We start from the raw sequence: 15,407 nt of genomic DNA on the forward strand, positions 1-15,407 counted from the left end.
CTTTGCGAATGTTGTAGCTACCAGCGGCTACCGACTCTGGTAGGTAAGTAAGGTTATGTCAGTGTTTACTGCTGCGGCATCCAGCCATTTCGGGAGGAAAGCTGTTATGAAAAATATTATTGTTGCCACATTGCTAGCTACTGCCGTATTGGTAGCTAACCACAGTTTAGCCAATAGTAATGTTCAAGAAGTGACTAAAGCGACCGCTAGCCAAGCGACCACTAAATTACGCTTGAATCAAGCCAGTGTAGAGCAATTGGTTGCCGTGCCTGGTTTAGGCAAAGTGAAAGCAGAAGCGATAGTGGCGCATATTAGTGAAAATGGCGCTATTAGCAATGAAGCGGATCTGACCAAAGTAAAAGGCATTGGCCCAAAACTGGCGGCACGCGTGGCGCAATATGTCAGTTTTGACTAAGGGTTAAAGCAAAGCCTTAGGCGAGTTCGCCTAAGGCTTTCATTTGTTCGTTAGCCCATTGCACAGCCTGATGATACGCATCAGGTACTTTCTCAACCGGTAAATTCAGGTGTTTGATAGTGCTCGTCGCTTCCGTCCAGTGCGCCGTTTCGTAATACTCAATTAAGCGAATATAATCGGCAAGCACGCCTTCTTTATTCACTAATGCGTCTTTGATATCAGCTGACAGAGGTAATTTTTCCATCACGCTTTCAATTGACTCATCTAAAATCGCATCCATTAACGACATCATCCCGGTTAAGAAAGCTTTTTCTAACGGTACTGTGCCCGATAATGCCGCTAAGCCTTCAGCAAAGTTTGCCCGAGTCATGGCCATTCGCATCAGTTCAGCCGGTTTGTCGGTACTGATTTGCGCGGTAAATAATAAGGATAAAAATTTCTTTAACTCAGCTTGACCAAGCACTACGATGGCATGCTTGATGGTATCAATTTCAGTGCGGCGGCGGAAAATGGCCGAGTTACTATAACGTAATAGCTTATATGAAAGCGTCACATCGCGTTTAAACACTTCGGCAATTTGCACTAAATCCATATCGGCCTTCGATGTTTCATATAACAGCTCAGCTAATGCCAATTGTGAAGGAGAAAGCGCTTTGGCTTGCATCATTTCCGGCTTAGAAAAAAAGTAACCTTGGAAGTAGGCAAAACCTTGATCCATAGCTTGTTGAAACTCTTCAATAGTTTCTACTTTTTCGGCTAATAACTTGATGTTCGGAAAGTCGGCAATCGCCGTTTTTATCTCTTCAATTTGTTCGCTATTGGTGCTGCGAAAATCGATTTTGATAATATCAATATAAGGGTAAAAATGCCGCCAAACATGTTTATGCTCGTAATCGTCGAGTGCCAAAACATAGCCTTGCTCTTTAAGTTGCTGGCATTCTGCTAGCAGGCGTTTGCCCGGTTGCACCGTTTCGAGTACTTCAATGACTACCTGTTCTTTTGGCAGCATACTGGGGTATTTTTTTAGCAGTGTTTCTAGTGTGAAGTTGATAAAGCCCGGCTTATCGCCCAGAAAGTCGTCTAAACCAAAAGCAAATTGACTGCCTTCAATCATTTTTGACGTGGCTTCATCACCATCAATGTCTGGAAATGCGTTATCGACGCCATCCCGAAATAGCAATTCGTAGCCGAAGAGCGCTTTATTACGGTCCAAGATGGGTTGGCGAGCGGCATAAAAAAACATTCGTGAGGTTTCTCCGACAAGTAAACTTTGCCTAATGTAACAAAACGCTGGCTATGAAAGCCAGCGTATCTTCAGCACAATCAGTAAAAACAGCCTGTTTTGTCACTGGCTGTTTCGATTAAAGCGCATTAAGTGTTGGCTTTTAGGGTGGTGAGCATCTTAGTGAACATCTGCTGTACACTTTCTGATGGCATTCTACCCATTAAACTGACAACAATAATGGCTAAAGTACTGAAGATCACCCCTGGTACAATTTCGTACATGGTCGCACTTAGCGTTTGACCATTAATGCTGATAGGTAAGTAGATCCACAATAATACGGTGCCCGAACCAACAATAATTCCGCTAAGCGCACCGGCAAACGTCATGCGTGGCCAATACAAGCTCATGATAATCAGAGGGCCAAAGGCCGCACCAAAACCGGCCCAAGCATTGCTTACTAATTGCAGTACTGAACTATCGCGATCGTAGGCTAGCGCGATAGCCACTAAGGCCACTAATAATACCGATAAACGACCCACCACCACTAATTCTGTTTGGGTGGCGCTGCGATTCACAAAGGTTTTATAAAAGTCTTCGGTTAACGAGCTCGACGTTACCAACAGCTGTGATGAGATGGTACTCATAATGGCCGCTAAAATAGCCGCTAGTAAAAAACCACTGATCAGCGGATGGAATAAAAACTGTGAGAAGACAATAAAGATGGTTTCAGGATCGGCGATGTCCATTTTGGTTTTCGCCACATAAGCGATACCCACAAAACCGGTAGTAATGGCACCGACGATGGTCACAAACATCCAGCTCATGCCTATACGACGAGCCATTTTGATATCTTTAACCGAACGGATAGCCATAAAGCGTACGATGATATGCGGCTGGCCAAAATAGCCCAAGCCCCAACTGAGCGCTGAGATGATTCCCAGAACTGAACTGCCAGCTACCCAATTCATTAAATCAGGGTTGATGTTCGTGACAATTTGGTTAACTTCACTGATCCCGCCAAGGTGATCGATCGCCACGATAGGCACTAATACCAGAGCGATAAACATTAAGCAGCCTTGCACAAAGTCGGTAATGCTGACCGCCATAAAGCCGCCAATCAGGGTGTAAATAACCACTACCCCCGCGGTAATATACAGGCCCAGTTCGTAGTTAAGATTAAACGAGCTTTCGAATAATTTACCGCCGCCCACGACACCTGAAGACGTGTACAGCGTAAAGAAAATAACGATAACTAAAGAAGAGACAATACGCAGCATGCGCGTTTTGTCTTCAAAACGTTTTTCAAAGTAATCCGGAATGGTAATCGCATCATTGGCTATTTCGGTATACACCCGCAGCCTTGGCGCAACAATCAGGTAGTTCAGTAGAGCACCAATTAATAAACCGACCGCTATCCAGGTGCTACTAAGGCCAGAAACATACATGGCGCCGGGTAAGCCCATTAACATCCAACCACTCATATCAGAGGCACCGGCAGAGAGCGCTGTCACACCAGGGCCGAGTTTACGACCACCGAGCATATAGCCTGAAACATCATTATCTGTGGCATTGTAGGAATATAAACCGATGCCGATCATGGCAAGAAAATAAATACCCAAAGATATTAGGGTGGCAGTTTCCACTACGCGAGCTCCTTTTTTAGTTTTATTTGGCATTACAGCGAGGTTAACTGACCAGGTGATTAACCTTGAGAGTATCTCGCGATAATGATGATTGAGCTGACGTTTGCTGACGCGACAACCGTTTTGTTCCCCATCAGCAAAAGTCAAATCACTTTAAATGTTAACAACTAGACTACTTAGATACCAGTCATTTTCAGTAACGCGGTCTCAGCTCTTGGTCATTCTAACGTAAAGCCCCGGTAGCTAATACAGGGGCTTTGGGTTTTCAGTACGTTATTATGGGGTTAACCGCAATTTATCAAGGATAAAGTGACGCCAGCCCTTGCGGCGTATGCTGTTTTGCTGGCGCTTGCCATTCCCGCCATTGCTGATAAAGGCTGTTGCCCTGCCACGGGCTGTCGGTGTTACTGTACAGTTGTTGTTCCAGCTGCTTTAACTCGGCTAATAACGCCTCATCTTGTAGGTGGCCCATTAACTGCCCTAAAGAGCGCATCGAAGTGCCAAATTGCTGTTGCCCCCAAAGGAGTAATTGCTGTGCCGCTGTTGCTGCATCACCTACGGCACAGGCTTGTTGTAGCAAGCGATTATCCGCCATCACTTTGGCGCTGCGTACTGTGTTTAAAGCTGCTGGTTGCGCAGAGCGTGATTTTAAAAAGTAAAGAGCGATCAGCATTGACGCAAGCCAGAGCAGGCTAAGTAGACTTGAGGTGTAATTCCATTGCCAAGGGTTGCTAGCCACTGACGGTGTGGTAGCCATTGGCGCAGGCAGCGTGTTGGCAGTAGGTGTAGCACCTGCTGCTGCAATAACTTTAAATGTACGTGCAGGTAACACCGTAGTTTGTAATTGATCCGTTTGGCTATTCCACCAAGCCAAACTAATTTCTGGAAGTGTTACATCCCCCTCAGCATTAGCAATTAAAGCCGTGGTAAAGACTTTTTGCGCGACCAAGCGGCCATTACGTTCAGCGCCGACACTTTGCGGCTGTTCATCATATGAGCGTAATTGCGCGGGCAGTTGCTGAGATAACTCGGGTAATTGACTGGGCGACACATCTACTGCTGATAAGGTAATGATCCGTGTAACAGGCTCGCCGACCACTAATTCGGTGTTATTGGGTTGCCACTCTTCTGTCAGTGTAACTAAACCGGCGACAAGCCAATTTCCAGGGAAATTATCTGGTTGCGGTAATACCTGCAGGGTAATGGGGTTGGCTTCCTGCATCACAGTTTTACTGCGGGCAAAATAATTGTAGTTGCTGTTATCGCGATCAATCACTTCACCGGTAAATACCGGCGGGTTAATCACCATATCTCCGCTGCGCTGCGGGATAACACTATAACGACGGGTAATAGTGCGATAACGCACACCATTAACGATAGCGCTGCCTTCGGCATCTTGACCCACCCGTTTAATCTCAGCACCTTCGAGTTGCGGTTCAGTTAAGGTGCCGCGCTGTAAATCACCGCTAAAATAAATCACCACATCGTAATACAACATTTGTTGCACATAGACGTTATTGGTGGCAATTAAATTGGCTTCAACAAACAGCTCGCGTGAGGCATCTTTTTTTATGGGTTGGTCTAACACTTCCACGGTGAGCGGTAAAGAACGAATACCGTTAATTTCAAAGGCCGGAATAGTGAACACGCCGCTGTTAAGCGGAAATAAGGTTAGTGACCAACGGGTACTTTGGCTACTTTGGCCGTTAATAATTTGCGTGCTTTGGCTAACCGACGGTGCCATTACGCGGAAGTTTTGCTCTAACTGCCGATAATTTAAGGCGTCAGCCGATAAACGGCTATCTGCCGTGACAACCAAGGTGATGGCTTCACCGGCCAGTGCCGGGTTTTTATCCACTTCACTGGTCAGTGAACTAAAGGCCGCTAGCGGCATGCTCATAACCAGTAACAGAAAAATAAAGCTGTTAAATACCGATGTCACCATTCCTGACGAGCTCCTGGAGGGGGTTGAGTACGACGTTTCTGATGTTCTAATAACATTCTATTGCGCAGTAAAATACCCGGATCGTCTTGTACTTTGCGCAGCAGATTTTCTAGCTCTTGTTGTTGTTCTGGCGTGGCATTGGGCCAGTTTTCAGTAACAACTTGCTGTTTATTGCTTGGCGGTTCGTCGCCGGGTTGCTGTTCTGTTGCTTGCTGCGCGGCTTGTTGCTCTCGTTGTGCGGCGTCTTCTTGCTGTTCAGCATTTTGCTCGGCTTGTGCGCTGCTATCACCGGCACTGCCATCTTCTGCTGAGTTTTGCTCGGACTCAGCCGACTCTTCAGCGTCTTGCTTTTCAGATGACGCGTCGTCGGCAGCATCGCCGTCTTGCTGACCTTGTTGTTTATCTTGCTGTTGCTGATCCTGTTGTTGTTGTTCTTGCTCTTGTTGTAACAACTTGCGCATTAGCTCAGCATTGGCCGCCGGTGATGGCGCCTCGCCGTCAAGCGCCAGTGCTTGCTCGTAAGCCGCTAAAGCAGCTTCATATTGCTGTTGCATCGCTAAGGCATTACCTAAATTGTGCCAGCTATCAACGGAGGGGGCGTCGTTGCTGGCTCGCTGATAGGCTTCTGCTGCTGCGGCATAATCTTCGGCGCGGTAAGCGGCGTTACCTTGCCATAAAGGATCACGAAACTTCTGTTGAGCTTGTTGATAGTCTTGCTGTTGATAATCCTCTACGGCTTGCTGTTGTTTTGTTTGCCATAAATCACGCCAACTTACGGCATCTGCTGGTGGCAGATATAACAAGGGCAAGATCACTAAAATGGGTGCTTTACGCGCTAGCCATAGTGCTAAGGGTAAGAGTAACCACACCAAATAAACAGCATTGTCTTGCCATTGATCGCCTGTCATCAGGGGCTGTGGCTGTCTGTCATCATATTGCTGTTGGTTTTGTTTCAGTAGTTGTTGTAAATCCGCATTATCGGCACCGGCTTGCACTAAGCTTCCGCCGGCTTGGCGAGCGAGTACGCGCAGTTGTTCAAGAGGGACACGAGGCATCACAACACCCCCTTGAGCATTTTTTAGCAGTTCGCCATTTTCTAAACGCACCACTGCACCTTCGGCTTGACCAAAAGCCATGATGGCTAATTGATGTGGCCAATTGTTAAGTAATTGCTGGATAGACTGATAACTGTCAGCATCAAAGCCGTCGGTAAACAGCACAATTTCACCGCTGGGGTAACCGGCTTGTTCTAACAACTCGGCGGCTTGCTCTAGCGCGCGTAGCACATTAGAGCCCTGAGCGGGCATTAATTCTGGGCGTAGGGTAGGAATTTGCAGGCGGATATTATTATGATCCGGCGTCAATGGCGAAATGACAAAGGCATCGGCGGCGTAACTGATTAAACCCAAATCACCTTCTTGCAGCAAATCAATGAAATCTAAAGCTTTAAAGCGTTGCTGTGTCAGGCGATCGGGCGTTAGATCTGTTGCCCGCATTGATAACGACATATCCATGACTAAAACTGTGGCTTTTTTCACCGTTAAGGCCGGTTGCGGCAGTTTCTGCCAGCTGGGGCCACTTAACGCTAATACGGTCAGCAACCAACAGCTGGCTAACAGTGGTAGCGCCCAAGGTTGACGTTGCTGAATATGTTGGCCCAACAACATCACATGCTGCAAATGCGGGGCAATCAGTTGTTGCCACGGGCTAGTGTCTTGTCGCCGCTTTTGCAGTAACCAGCAAAGGAGTGCCAGTGGCAGCAGCGCCAGTAACCAATAAGGTCGTAAAAAATGAAAGTCAGCGAACATCTTTCGTTACTCCAGACCAATTGATACGCCGAACCGCTAAAAAGCATGAACAGAGCAAGGCGAGGGCCAGCGGATAATGCAACAGGCTGCGCTGTGGCCGAAAGGTCAGCTCTTCACGCTCAATCGGTTCGAGTTCATCTAATAACTGATAAATTTCTCGTAATTCTTGCGGGCTACGAGCTCGAAAGTAACGTCCGCCGGTGCTTTCAGCTAATTCTATCAACAAGGGCTCATCTAAATCTTGCGACGGATTGATATTGCGCTGTCCGAACAGGCTTTGCTGGATCATTTGTTCTGCACCGAGCCCCACCGTGTAAATTTTTACGCCCGCCGCTTTAGCCAGTTGCAATGCTTCTCGGGGTTGAATATCGCCAGCATTGTTTGCACCATCACTGAGTAAAATCAGCACTTTATTGCTGGTCTCAAAATTATTAAAGCGTTTTACCGTTAAGCCAATGGCCTCACCAATGGCAGTGCGTTGCCCAACCAGCCCGATAACGGCATCATCAAGAAATTGCTGCACTGTGGCTAGGTCAAACGTCAGCGGGGTTTGCTGAAAAGCGGCATCGGCAAATAGCACTAAACCAATACGATCTCCTTGACGCGCTTGAATAAATTCACCCAACACCACTTTCATGGCTTTTAATCGGGTGGTATTCCCCATCTCCAATCGCATATCGGGGATATCCATTGAGCCGGATAAATCAATCGCTAACATGAGTTCGCGCCCAGGCTGTGGCAAGCTTACCGGCTCATCCAGCCAGCGGGGCTGCGTGGCACTGATCACTAATAACAGCCAAATCACCGCCAATAAAAAATGACTGACGTTACGCTGCTCGGCTTTGGCTTGATTGGCACTGCCTAGTTTAGCTAAAGCCGGTAAATTAAGGGCACTGCCATTGCGCTGCGGTTTTTTCTTTAGCAACAGCGGTAACGGCAAGGCTAACAATAACCAAGGGTAAGCGAGATCAAGCATGGGTGCCGCCTTGCTTAAATGAAGTAAACCCTTGTACAGGATCTAATTGTTTAATGATGTGCTGGGTTGCCAGCCAAAATTGCTGTTGCTGTGCCGTTTTATCTGGCCCAGGTGCTTGATAAAGCAGCGTGGCCAAAGGCGGAAGCGGCAACTGCGCCGGTAATTGCTGTTGTAAAAAAGCTTGCCATTGCTCGGTGCTGGCGCTTAACAGCGGGTGGCTAGGTTGATAGTGCTTTAATAGCCGTTTTAACAGCACATTTAATGCGGTGGCGGCTTGCGGCGATTGCCAATCAATTTGTGCCAATTCGGCCATTGCTGCGCGTTTAACCCGCGATTGCTGCTTTGCCCGATAGCGCCAAAATAATAAAGCGGTTAATAACGTTAATGCCAGCAAGGCGAGCAGCCAATAACCCAGTGGTGGCAACATACTGCTGGCTAGTTCAGGCTCATAAATATCCGCTAATTGCGGCAGTAAATCGTGTTTATCGGCCATGATAACCCCTCGACAATTGGGTTAATAATGGTTCAGCACTGCTGATACTAAGCCATTTACAGCCGAGTTGTTGGAGTTGCTGTTGCATTTTTTGCATGGTTTGTTGTTGCTGTTGTTGATAGCGTTGCTGCAGCTTGCGATCGCCAAGTGTCACCAACAGTGGCTCTGCATTGGCTTGCACCAAGGCAGAGCCTTGCGCTTTGGCAGGCAGTTGTTGTTCTAGCGGGTCGACCAATTGACAGCAATGCACTTCATTATGCTGTCGGATCAGCTGTAAATGGCGCATCGCTTCATCATCTAAAGCGTTATAGTCAGACAGCAAATACAACAAACTGCCCGGGCGTAACAAGCGGCGTACCTCGGCCAGCGCTTGCGCTAAGGATAACCCTTGGGCCGTGGTGTCGGCTTGATGCACATCGACTAAGGCTTGCAGGTAGCGCAGTACGCCACGGGTGCGACTGGCCGGCTTGAGTAAACGATGTTGTTGCTGACTAAAGACAATGCCGCCAAGTTTATCGCCATGTGCTTTGCTGTGCCAACTGATCACCGAAGCGAGATGCGCAGCTTGAATAGATTTTAATAACAAGGTGGAACCAAAGCGCATACTGCTGCTCAGATCGGTAAGTATAAACACTGGCCGTTCTTTTTCTTCACGAAATAGCTTGGTGTGCACCTTGCCGGTTCGTGCGGTAACACGCCAGTCAATCGCTCGCACGTCATCACCAGGCTGATAATGCCTCACCTCGTCAAACTCCATGCCGCGACCTTTGCTTTTGGCCAAATAACTGCCGGCCAATTTGCTTTGAATGGCAATCGTTGGGCGCAGATCCAAAAGTTGCGTATGGCGTTGATACCACAACAGCTCAGCTAAACCAAGTTGGTAGCCGCTGGCTTGTAGGGTGGCTAACCATTGTGAAGGCGTGGGTTCTGGCATGTTCATTTATGGCACAGCGACCTGCTGTAAAATTTCATCGAGCACATGATCGGTGCTGATGCCCTCTGCTTCAGCGGCATAGGTCAGAATTAAGCGGTGGCGCATCACATTATGAAACACCGCTTGAATATCTTCAGGCGTCACAAAATCACGCTCTTGCAACCAAGCACGGGCACGGGCACAGCGATCTAATGCGATGGTTGCGCGCGGGCTGGCGCCATAGCCAATCCAACTGGCCAGTTTACTGCTGTAAGCGGCAGGTTGGCGACTCGCCATAATTAACTGTACCATATAATGTTCAAGGCTTTCGGAAAGGTGTAACTTTAAAATTGCTTGGCGGGCAGCAAAGATTTCTGCTTGGCTTATTGGCTTTGCCGCTGCAGCCGCTTCGTGCCGAGCCTCAGCGCGGGTTAGGCGCAAAATGGCTAATTCGGTTTGGCTATCAGGATAATCCACTTTTAAATGCAGTAAGAAGCGGTCGAGTTGCGCTTCTGGTAAAGGGTATGTGCCTTCTTGCTCAAGTGGGTTTTGTGTGGCCATCACTAAAAACAATTCCGGTAAAGGGTAGGTATTACGCCCAACGGTAACTTGTTTTTCGGCCATCGCTTCCAATAAGGCAGATTGCACCTTGGCGGGCGCACGGTTAATTTCATCCGCCAAAATAATATTGTGAAACAATGGGCCTGATTGAAAAGCAAACTGGCCGGTCTCTGGTCGATAAATATCGGTGCCGGTTAAATCAGCCGGCAGTAAATCTGGGGTAAATTGGATCCGATGAAATTCGGCTTCTACACCCTGTGCCAGCGCGTTTACGGCGCGCGTTTTCGCTAACCCCGGTGGCCCTTCTACTAATAAATGACCGTTGGCCAGTAAGGCCAACAAGATCCCTTCGGTCAGTGCTGGTTGCCCCAGTACTTGACTGTCTAAATAGCTTTTTAGTGATGCAAATGCCTGAACCATAATAATGTTAGTCTTTTAGTCAATAAGTGAATGATTTTTGCACAATTAATGGCAAAGCTAGCTAAGCTAAGATGTTCTAACCTTTATAAGGTTCCCGTTAAAAGAAAACAAGGGCAAGGGGCATGTTGACCTTTGATTATTGATAATCTAAATGGCAACGATTAAACCGCTCTTAAAACAACTGTTTTAATTTTTGCTGAGTGTGGTTACAATCGAGCTACACTCAGAGGTCAGACCTGTAATCAAACAGAATTGCAAAAAGAGGATCACTATGGCTGCGCCAATTAATCTCACTACTCGGCAGGGCGAACGTATCGCCATTGTGGCTGGGTTACGTACCCCCTTTGCTAAACAGGCAACGGAGTTTCACGGTGTGTCCGCCTTGGACTTGGGCAAGTTAGTGGTCAATGAATTATTGATCCGCACCGAATTAGATCCTGCTTTAATTGAGCAGGTGGTGTATGGCCAAGTTATCCAAATGCCAGAAGCGCCCAATATTGCACGTGAAATTGTGTTAGGCACCGGTATGCCATTACAAACCGACGCCTATAGCGTAACACGGGCTTGTGCTACCAGTTTTCAATCGGTGGTAAGTGTTGCCGAGTCGATGATGGCGGGTATTACCCAAGTTGGGATTGCTGGCGGGGCCGATTCGAGTTCAGTGTTACCTATTGGGGTCAGTAAAAAACTGGCACGCGCCTTAGTAGATTTGAATAAAGCCAAAACGCTCGGCCAAAAATTAGCCATCGTGCGCAAGTTAGGTTTAAAAGATTTAATGCCAGTGCCACCGGCCATTGCGGAATACAGCACGGGCTTATCGATGGGCGACACGGCAGAGCAAATGGCCAAAAGCCATGGTATCAGCCGTGCAGCACAAGATGAAATGGCGCACCGTTCACACAGCTTAGCCGCGGCGGCGTGGCAATCAGGCAAGATGGCTGGCGAAGTGATGACTGCGCATGTTGAGCCTTACAGCCGCTTTTTAGACATGGATAACAATATCCGAATGGACTCTAAACTTGAGTCTTATGCCAAATTAAAGCCGGTGTTTGACCGAGCGCATGGTACGGTAACTGCGGCTACCAGCACCCCTTTAACAGACGGAGCCTCGGCTGTATTGATGATGACTGAAGGTCGAGCTAAAGCGCTTGGCTATAAACCGCTGGGCTACATTCGTAGTTATGCTTTTGCGGCCATTGACGTATGGCAAGACATGTTAATGGGGCCATCTTACGCTACGCCAATTGCGTTGGCTCGGGCAGGCATGAACTTAGCCGATCTCACCTTAATTGAAATGCACGAAGCTTTTGCTGCGCAAGCGCTAGCGAATATGCAGATGTTTGCTAGCCGCAAATTTGCAAAAGAACAGCTGGGCTTAGATCAAGCGATTGGTGAGATTGATATGGCGAAATTTAACGTCAATGGCGGCTCTCTGGCATATGGACACCCATTTGCGGCAACGGGCACGCGCTTAATCGTGCAAACGCTGAATGAATTAAACCGTCGCGGTGGCGGCGTTGGCCTTACTACGGCTTGTGCAGCCGGTGGCTTGGGTGCAGCAATGATTGTGGAGACAGAATAATGAGTGACAGCAACAGCTTCAGTTTAGCCGTACGCGACGATCAGGTGGCCATTTTGACCATGGATATCGTTGGTGAAAGCATGAATGTGTTAAAAGCCTCTTTCGCCAGTGAAATTGAGCAGCTACTACAAAAAATTACCAACGACAGCAAAATTAAAGGCGTGGTGTTTATCAGTGGCAAAGCAGACTCGTTTATTGCCGGTGCCGACATCAGCATGTTAGACAGCTGCAAAAGTGCAGACGAAGCGGAAAAGATTGCGCAAATGGGCCAACAAATGTTTGACCGTTTGTCTCAGATGCGTGTGCCTGTGGTTGCCGCCATTCACGGTCCTTGTTTAGGCGGTGGCTTAGAGTTGGCCATGGCATGTCATGCGCGTATTGCCACTGATAGCCCGAAAACGGTGTTAGGTTTACCCGAAGTGCAACTGGGCTTGTTACCGGGTAGTGGGGGAACGCAACGTTTACCTAAACTGGTCGGCGTACAAAAAGCCTTAGACATGATTTTAACCGGTAAACAGCTGCGTGCTGCGCAAGCCAAAAAAGCCGGTTTGGTCGATGACGTGGTGCCGCAGAGTATTTTGTTAGAAGCGGCGGTTAAAAAAGTTTTGGCGGGTAAACCACCGGTAGTGGTTAAAAAGCAAAGCGTATTAAACAAGCTGTTAGAGCAAACCTCGCCTGGGCGTAAGCTGGTGTTCTCGCAAGCGTTAAAACAAACGTTAGCCAAAACGCAGGGTAACTACCCAGCCGCATTAAAAATTATCCGAGTTATTCAAACGGGGGTAGAGCAGGGCTACAACCAAGGTTTGGCCGCCGAAGCCAAAGCCTTTGGTCAGCTTTGTATGACTCCCGAGTCGGCAGCACTGCGCAGTATTTTCTTTGCTACCACGCAAATGAAAAAAGAAACCGGCGCTGGCGCCGTGATCCCTCAAAAAATTCATAAAGCCGCTGTGCTTGGTGGTGGCTTGATGGGCGGCGGTATCGCCAATGTTACAGCGACCAAAGCTGGTTTACCGGTGCGCATTAAAGATATTAGCGAGAAGGGTATTAGTGCAGCGCTGAAATACACCTATGATCAGCTGAATAAAAAAGTGAAAAAGCGCTTTTTGCGCAAAACCGACATGCAAAAGCAGCTACTGCGGATCACCGGCACCACCGACTTTAGCGGCTTTCATGATGTTGATATCGTGGTAGAAGCGGTATTTGAAGATTTGGCGTTAAAGCAGCAAATGGTTGCCGACATTGAGCAACATTGCCCTGAACACACCATTTTTGCCAGTAACACCAGCTCTTTGCCTATTCATCAAATTGCAGAAAAGGCAGCCAGACCTGAGCAAGTAATTGGTTTACATTATTTTTCACCCGTGGATAAGATGCCATTGGTTGAAGTGATTGCCCATGAAAAAACCTCAGCGCAGACCATCGCGACGACCGTTGCTTTTGCCCGCAAACAAGGCAAAACGCCGATTGTGGTGAAAGATGCAGCTGGTTTTTATGTTAATCGCATCTTAGCGTTGTACATGAATGAAGCCGCCAATATTTTATTAGCAGGTGAATCCATTGAGAAAATCGACAAAGCTTTAGTGAAGTTTGGTTTTCCGGTCGGGCCTATTACCTTATTAGATGAGGTGGGTATCGATGTTGGCGCGAAAATTTCGCCGATCTTAAGCGCTGAACTGGGTGAGCGTTTTACTGCCCCCGCTGCTTTTGAGAAGTTACTGGCAGACGGTCGTAAAGGTAAGAAAACAGAAAAAGGTTTTTACCAATACGGTAAGTCAGTGAAAAAAGGAAAAAAGCTGGTGGACGAATCGGTTTACAATGTACTGGGTGTTACGGTGGCTCCTGCGCTGAATGCGGATGAAATTGCCAGCCGTTGTACGGCTCAAATGTTAAATGAAGCAGTACGTTGTTTAGATGAAGGTATTATCGCTTCAGCGCGGGATGGCGATATCGGGGCTATCTTCGGTATTGGTTTCCCACCGTTTTTAGGCGGGCCGTTCCGGTATATTGACAGCTTAGGCGTCAATAACTTAATTGCGACCTTACGTCAGTTAGAAAACCGCTTTGGCAGTCGTTTTACGCCGTGTCCACGCTTGTTAAAAATGGCCGAGCAGGGCGAGCGGTTTTATCCAAACTAAGTTAGAGCAATCGCCCTTCTTATGGGCGGTTGTACTATTTAATCAGGGCCTTAGGGCCCTTTTTACGTTTATGCGACTAAAGATTAACAGGAAGGCCTCCAGATTGCTGTTATAATCAGCAACACAATGAGGGCTGACCCATATCAACAGTAAAGCAAACAAAGGGGGCAATTGTGGTTGTAGTGCCAGTAGTATGGTTAATGGTTGTTATAGGCGTATACATTGCGGCCTTACGCAGTGGCATGCGAGCATTGCAATGGGCCATAGCGGCGCTATTCACTGGGCCTTTATTACTTCCGCTGTTTAACAGTTACAAACGTTTAGCCATTCATCGCGCCCGCACCAAAAACGCACGTATCTTCAGGCCTTAATTCGTCAATCGGTATTAGGTTTGCCATTGTTGGAGCAAGCGTATCACTGCTTGCAGTTGTGGTTGATATTCTTTATCAGTTAAATAGGCCGCATATAAGTCGAGCGTTAAGCTGGGCGTTGCCTCAAGCGGTTTTAAGGTACCTGCAGCCAACTCTGCGCTGACAAACTGCGCGGGTAAATAGGCACAACCGCCTTGTTGTAACAACCAGGCTTTAGCCAAACTGGCGCTGCTGGTTTTTAACTGCACCACTTGCTGCTCGGCAAAATGACGCTGGTGTTTAACGTCAAAGTTGCTCCCCCAATCGACATAGCAATAACGTTCATCGGGTTTGCCCGCAGCGTGTTGCTCTTTGCAGCTACTGACGGGTAGTAAGTGGATCTCGGTTAATTTAACCAGCGTGATCTCATCGGTTTTTGGTGGATCAAATAAGATGGCAATATCTAATTGATGTTCCAATAATTGGCGGGTACTGGCTTCACGGTTTAAACTGTCAGTACGCCAGGTAACATCGGGTTTCGCGGCGGCTAAAGGTAAAAACACCGGCAGTAACACGCTTTCCCACAAGTTGGCTGTTGCGCCAAGTGATAATTGCTGTAACTGTTGTATGCTTTGTGTTACATCCTGACGGGCGCGTTGTAATGCACTTAACATGGTTTGGGCATGAGGCAGTAAACGTGCACCTGCCGCCGTTAATTGAATATTATTGCGATGGCGCACAAACAGATGAACACCGAGTTGTTGTTCCAGTTGTCGAATGCGAAAGCTCACCGCCGATTGGGTTAGATAGAGGTTTTCAGCAGCCTTTCCAAAATGTCGAGTATGCTGTACTTCTAAAAAGGTTTTTAATAACTCAGTATCCAAAATGATTCCTTTGTGATATTTATCGTAAGCATAAAAAATTTTTGTTTTACGACAGGA

13 protein-coding genes are annotated in these 15,407 nt (G+C 47.6%); 4 read left to right on the forward strand and 9 right to left on the reverse strand.

What is annotated here, in order from left to right; genetic code table 11:
- The first annotated feature begins 106 nt into the window (after positions 1-106).
- Entirely contained in the window at positions 107-415 is a 309-nt protein-coding gene (locus JAO78_RS07950) for a ComEA family DNA-binding protein (RefSeq protein ID WP_226750840.1), read from the forward strand.
- A gap of 16 nt (positions 416-431) precedes the next feature.
- Here the strand turns inward: JAO78_RS07950 and JAO78_RS07955 are convergent, their stop codons facing one another.
- The 8 genes from JAO78_RS07955 to JAO78_RS07990 all read right to left on the reverse strand — a co-directional run bounded on the left by JAO78_RS07955 (position 432) and on the right by JAO78_RS07990 (position 10,399).
- Positions 432-1,658 carry an EAL and HDOD domain-containing protein gene (locus JAO78_RS07955; RefSeq protein ID WP_226750841.1) on the reverse strand — a complete coding sequence of 409 codons (1,227 nt, stop codon included), beginning with the start codon at positions 1,656-1,658 and terminating at the stop codon, positions 432-434.
- Positions 1,659-1,786: 128 nt separating this feature from the next.
- Positions 1,787-3,283 carry a sodium/proline symporter PutP gene (gene putP, locus JAO78_RS07960; protein ID WP_226750842.1) on the reverse strand — a complete coding sequence of 499 codons (1,497 nt, stop codon included), beginning with the start codon at positions 3,281-3,283 and terminating at the stop codon, positions 1,787-1,789.
- A gap of 298 nt (positions 3,284-3,581) precedes the next feature.
- Positions 3,582-5,228: a BatD family protein gene (locus tag JAO78_RS07965; RefSeq protein ID WP_226750843.1), complete on the reverse strand. Its 1,647-nt coding sequence runs from the start codon at positions 5,226-5,228 to the stop codon at positions 3,582-3,584.
- Positions 5,222-7,036, reverse strand: coding sequence for a vWA domain-containing protein (locus JAO78_RS07970; RefSeq protein WP_226750844.1), 1,815 nt, complete (start codon positions 7,034-7,036; stop codon positions 5,222-5,224). The genes JAO78_RS07965 and JAO78_RS07970 overlap by 7 nt, the downstream gene beginning before the upstream one ends.
- A complete protein-coding gene (locus JAO78_RS07975) occupies positions 7,026-8,012 on the reverse strand; it encodes a vWA domain-containing protein (protein WP_226750845.1) in 987 nt (328 codons plus the stop codon). Before JAO78_RS07975 ends, JAO78_RS07970 begins: the two co-directional genes overlap by 11 nt.
- Complete coding sequence (locus JAO78_RS07980; protein WP_226750846.1) at positions 8,005-8,505, reverse strand: DUF4381 domain-containing protein; 501 nt, start codon at positions 8,503-8,505, stop codon at positions 8,005-8,007. Before JAO78_RS07980 ends, JAO78_RS07975 begins: the two co-directional genes overlap by 8 nt.
- Entirely contained in the window at positions 8,495-9,445 is a 951-nt protein-coding gene (locus JAO78_RS07985) for a DUF58 domain-containing protein (protein WP_226750847.1), read from the reverse strand. The genes JAO78_RS07980 and JAO78_RS07985 overlap by 11 nt, the downstream gene beginning before the upstream one ends.
- The gene (locus tag JAO78_RS07990; protein ID WP_226750848.1) at positions 9,446-10,399 is read right to left on the reverse strand and encodes an AAA family ATPase; all 954 of its coding nucleotides are present in this window, start codon (positions 10,397-10,399) and stop codon (positions 9,446-9,448) included.
- Positions 10,400-10,670: 271 nt separating this feature from the next.
- Here JAO78_RS07990 and fadI point away from each other — a divergent pair, with 271 nt between their 5' ends.
- From fadI to JAO78_RS08005, 3 genes are all read left to right on the forward strand, one after another.
- A complete protein-coding gene (fadI, locus tag JAO78_RS07995; RefSeq protein ID WP_226750849.1) occupies positions 10,671-11,981 on the forward strand; it encodes an acetyl-CoA C-acyltransferase FadI in 1,311 nt (436 codons plus the stop codon).
- On the forward strand, positions 11,981-14,116 hold the full coding sequence (gene fadJ / locus JAO78_RS08000) for a fatty acid oxidation complex subunit alpha FadJ (protein WP_226750850.1): 2,136 nt from the start codon (positions 11,981-11,983) through the stop codon (positions 14,114-14,116). The genes fadI and fadJ overlap by 1 nt, the downstream gene beginning before the upstream one ends.
- A 173-nt stretch (positions 14,117-14,289) precedes the next feature.
- Positions 14,290-14,487 carry a hypothetical protein gene (locus JAO78_RS08005; protein WP_226750851.1) on the forward strand — a complete coding sequence of 66 codons (198 nt, stop codon included), beginning with the start codon at positions 14,290-14,292 and terminating at the stop codon, positions 14,485-14,487.
- Between the two features lie 14 nt (positions 14,488-14,501).
- Here the strand turns inward: JAO78_RS08005 and hdfR are convergent, their stop codons facing one another.
- Positions 14,502-15,350, reverse strand: a complete 849-nt coding sequence (hdfR, locus tag JAO78_RS08010; protein WP_226750852.1) for an HTH-type transcriptional regulator HdfR — start codon at positions 15,348-15,350, stop codon at positions 14,502-14,504.
- Between the last annotated feature and the right edge of the window lie 57 nt (positions 15,351-15,407).

The organism is Alishewanella maricola (assembly GCF_016343785.1).
In the GTDB taxonomy this organism is placed as follows: Bacteria; Pseudomonadota; Gammaproteobacteria; order Enterobacterales; family Alteromonadaceae; genus Alishewanella; species Alishewanella maricola.